General features: G+C 65.9%; 1 protein-coding gene and 1 pseudogene. Both read right to left on the bottom strand.

Features of this window, described 5'->3' with window-relative positions; genetic code table 11:
- Positions 1-482: 482 nt before the first annotated feature.
- The gene (locus tag BRAS3809_RS24425) at positions 483-3,974 is read right to left on the bottom strand and encodes an indolepyruvate ferredoxin oxidoreductase family protein (RefSeq protein WP_008964708.1); all 3,492 of its coding nucleotides are present in this window, start codon (positions 3,972-3,974) and stop codon (positions 483-485) included.
- Positions 3,975-4,062: 88 nt separating this feature from the next.
- Positions 4,063-4,394: pseudogene (locus tag BRAS3809_RS37450) on the bottom strand (hypothetical protein); the annotation flags it as partial.

The raw sequence follows: 4,394 nt of genomic DNA, 5'->3' as shown, positions 1-4,394 counted from the left end.
GAGCGCCGGCACGGACGTGACACCAGCATCGGGGTGCCAGCACGCTGCGACTTCACGTCCGCGACCAAGCCGTTCGTCCGCGTAGCAAGCTACGCTGCGGCTCGATCGCGGCCACCGCTCCCCGCCCCGCGTGTCGTGACGATCGCGCGCTACGCCCCTACCGAGTGAGGCGGGATGCCGGCGAATAAACCACAATTTCTGAAATTCGTCAATAAAAATCTGTAAAATAGAATTTCCCTCGCGACCCATATCTCCTCCGCGTCATTGCGAGCGCAGCGAAGCAATCTAGGGCTGCACGAGGACTCTGGATTGCTTCGTCGCTGCGCTCCTCGCAATGACGGTCAAAACGTAGGGTGGGCAAAGGCGCGACGCGGAGCGGCGTGACGTGCCCACCGTCGCGCAACGAGCACGCCGCCCGACGGTGGGCACGCGCCGCCGGTGGCGGCGCTTTGCCCACCCTACGGGAGCTCGAGCGTGGCTCCCTACTCCGCAGCCATCTGGCGGGGCGCGGAGGGCGGATTGGCGAGGTCGGCCGCCAGTTGGGCGTAGCGCGCCTTGGCGTCCTGCACGGCCTTGTCCTTGACCGGGCCGTAGCCGCGGATCTTGTCGGGCAGCGACAGGAATTCCACCGCGATCTCGGCGTTGGCCGGCGACAACAGACCAAGCACCGTGGCGACATCCTTCTCGTAGCCGGCGATCAGGTCGCGCTCCATCTTGCGCTCGGCGGAGTAGCCGAAGATGTCGAGCGGGGTGCCGCGCAGGCCCTTGAGCTTCGCCAGGAGCCGGAACGTCTTCATCATGCCGGGGCCGTAGCTCTTCTTCTTCGGCCTCCCTTGCGGGTCCAGACCACTGTTGAAGATCGGCGGTGCCAGGTTGAACGACACCTTGTAGTCGCCCTCGAAGGCGTCGTGGAGCTGCTTCTCGAAGGTGCCGTCCGAGAACAGGCGGGCCACCTCGTACTCGTCCTTGTAGGCGAGCAGCTTGGCGTAGTTGATCGCGACGGCGCGCGGCAGCGCCTCGCCATAGCCGCCCTTGTCGGCGGCCTCGCGGACCTGGTCGACCAGCTTGCGGTAGCGCTTGGCGAGCCGGGCGTTCTGATAGGCGGTGAGATGCGCCATGCGATGGGCGATGATCTCGTCGAGCGTCATGGCGTCGAGCGATTTCGGCGGCACCGTCTCGTCCTGGCCGGTCATCATCCCGGCGACGCGCTCGGGGTTGACGACCATGAGGCGGCCGAGCCGGAACGCCTCGGTATTCATCTTGACCGCCACGCCGTTGATCGCGATCGCCTTCTCGATCGCCTCCGCCGACAGCGGCAGCAGGCCCTTCTGATAGGCATAGCCCATCATCATCATGTTGGTGGCGATGGAGTCGCCGAGCAGCGCTTCGGCCGGCTTGGTGAAGTCGAAGAAGGTCGCGTCCTTGCGCAGCGCGGTTTCCAGCAGGCTCGTGACCTTGCGGTTCTGGAAGTTGAAGTCGCGGTTGAGGACGAAATCGGCGGTCGGGATGAGATGGCTGTTGATCACGCCATGGGTGCGCTCTGCGTCGCACAAGGTGATGGTCTCCTTGGCGCCGGCCACCACCTCGTCGGCGGCGATGACGAGGTCCGCCGTGCCGGTGACGATGCGCGAGCAGGTCACGTCCGCCGTGTTCTCCGACAGCCGGACATGGCTGAGCACCGCGCCGCCCTTCTGCGCGAGGCCGGACATATCGAGGATCATCGAGGCCTTGCCCTCGATATGCGCGGCCATGCCGAGCAGCGCGCCGATCGTCAGCACGCCGGTGCCGCCGACGCCGCCGACCGCGACATTGTAGGGCCGGTCGAGCGAGGGCTTGGTCAAGGGCTCCGGCATCTCGCCGATGTCGCCGAGCTCGGCCGGCGCGCGCGAGCGCGGCTTGCCGCCGTCGATGGTGACGAAGGACGGGCAGAAGCCCTTCACGCAGGAATAGTCCTTGTTGCACGAGGACTGGTTGATGATTCGCTTGCGGCCGAGCTCGGTCTCCAGCGGCTCGACCGAGATGCAGTTCGACTGCACCGAGCAATCGCCGCAGCCTTCGCAGACCGCGGGGTTGATGAAGACACGGCGCTGCGGATCCTCCATCGTGCCGCGCTTGCGGCGGCGGCGCTTCTCGGCGGCGCAGGTCTGCACAAACACGATGGCGGATGCGCCCTTGGTCTGACGCAACGTCTTCATGACGTTGTCGAGCTCGTCGCGATGCGCCAGCTTGACGCCGGGCGCGATGCTGTCGTCCGGATAGGCGTCGGGATTTTCCGACACGAGATAGATCTCGCGGATGCCCTCGGCGTGGAGCTGGAAGGTGATCTGCTGCGGCGACAGATCGCCGTCATGGCGCTGGCCGCCGGTCATGGCGACGGCGTCGTTGTAGAGGATCTTGTAGGTGATGTTGGCCTTGGACGCGACCGCCTGGCGGATCGCGAGGCTGCCGGAGTGGAAATAGGTGCCGTCGCCGAGATTGGCGAAGATGTGCTCCTCGCCCGTGAACGGCGCGATGCCGACCCACGGCACGCCCTCGCCGCCCATATGCGTGAACGTCTCGGTGTTGCGGTTCATCCACAGCGACATGAAGTGGCAGCCGATGCCGGCCAGCGCGCGGCTCCCTTCGGGCACCTTGGTCGAGGTGTTGTGCGGACAGCCCGAACAGAAATAGGGCGTGCGCGCCACCGGCGACACCAGCTGCATCTGCGAAGCGTCGCGGCCGTTGAACCAGTCGGCCTTGGCGCGCAGCATCGCCTTGATCTCGGGATTGAGGTCGAGACGAAGCAGACGCTCGGTCAGCGAGGTCGCGAGCGAGGCGACCGAGAGCTCGGTGGCAAAGGGGAGGAAGCGCTTGTCGTGCTCGTCCATCTTGCCGACGATGCGCGGGCGGACGTCGTCGCGCCAGTTGAACAGCTCCTGCTTCACCTGGTTCTCGACGATCTCGCGGCGCTCCTCGATGATGAAGATCTCCTCGAGACCGACCGCGAACTGCCGCACGCCCTCCGGCTCCAGCGGCCAGGGCATGCCGATCTTGTAGAGGCGCAAGCCAATCTTGGCGGCGACCTCCTCGGTGATCCCCAATTCGCGCAGCGCCTGGCGGATGTCCTCGTAGCTCTTGCCGGACGCCATGATGCCGTAGCGGGCGTTCGGGGAATCCATCGTGATGCGGTTGACCTTGTTGGCGCGGGCGAAGGCGATCGCGGCAAAGCCCTTGTAGTCCTGCAGCCGGCGGTCCTGGTCGAAGCGGTCGTCGGGCCAGCGCAGATTGAGGCCGCCGGGCGGCATCTCGAAGTCGGTGGGGATGACGAACGGCGTCATCTCGTCGTTGAGGTTGATTTCGGCGGTGGTCTCCACCGTCTCGGTGATCACCTTCATGCCGACCCAGCAGCCGGAATAGCGCGACATCGCAATCCCGAGCAGGCCCATCTCGATCATCTCGTGGATCGAGGACGGATAGAGATAGGGCATCAAGGCCGACATGAAGGCGTGGTCGGACTGGTGCGGCACGGTGGAGGATTTGGCGCCGTGATCGTCGCCCGCGAGGCACAGCACGCCGCCGTTCTTGGCCGAGCCCGCCGCATTGCCGTGGCGGAACACGTCGCCGCAGCGGTCGACGCCGGGGCCCTTGCCGTACCAGATGCCGACGACGCCGTCATACTTGCCGCCGGGCGACAGATGCAGCTGCTGCGAGCCCCAGACCGCCGTGGCGGCGAGGTCCTCGTTCACGCCGGGCTGGAACTTGATGTTGTACTGCTCGAGATGCTTGCGCGCAGAGAACAGCTGCTGATCGTAGCCGCCGAGCGGCGAGCCGCGATAGCCGGAGATGAAGCCGGCGGTGTTGAGGCCGGCGGCGCGGTCGCGCCTGATCTGGGCCATTGGCAGCCGGACCAGCGCCTGGATGCCGGTCAGGAAGATGTGGCCGGAGCTTGCGGTGTATTTCTGGTCGAGATTGATCTCGCTCTCGTTGATTCCCATTCCGCCCTCTTGCCGTGCTTTATCGGGGTGCGCGTCTCCCCGCCGCAGGGCGGAAGCGCGCGATCTGCCAATGATTTAAGTCTGCTTTTCAAGAATGCGCATCACAAATCTCGCGGACGCAGGGCAGCCAGACGAAATCGCAATTTCGTGGCGGCCGATGGCGCGGGCTTTTGCGGTTTGTGTCGGAAACGGCCGCCGTCGCGCAATCGGATGATGTCCGCCATCGTTCTGCGCGCGCCGCCGGACAGTTACCGAATCGTTGCCCCCCGGGCACCCCGGGGCCGCAGGTGCATTGTGCATCGCGACAAGGACGCCTCAGCCCCGGCCCTCTCCGGAACGACAGCCCGAACGCGAAGCTGAGCGCCGTCAGCGCGCCGCCGCCGAGCCCGAGCGACAGACCCGTCGCATAGATCAGGTCGG

It is taken from the genome of Bradyrhizobium sp. STM 3809, assembly GCF_000239795.1.
Lineage (GTDB): Bacteria > Pseudomonadota > Alphaproteobacteria > Rhizobiales > Xanthobacteraceae > Bradyrhizobium.
The sequence above is the reverse complement of the archived record's forward strand: the minus strand, read 5'-3'. Positions and strand labels throughout refer to the sequence as shown.

Bases quoted from the DNA above. Each gene is read 5' to 3' on its own strand.
- BRAS3809_RS24425 (WP_008964708.1), bottom strand. From the start codon at position 3,974: ATGGGAATCAACGAGAGCGAGATCAATCTCGACCAGAAATACACCGCA.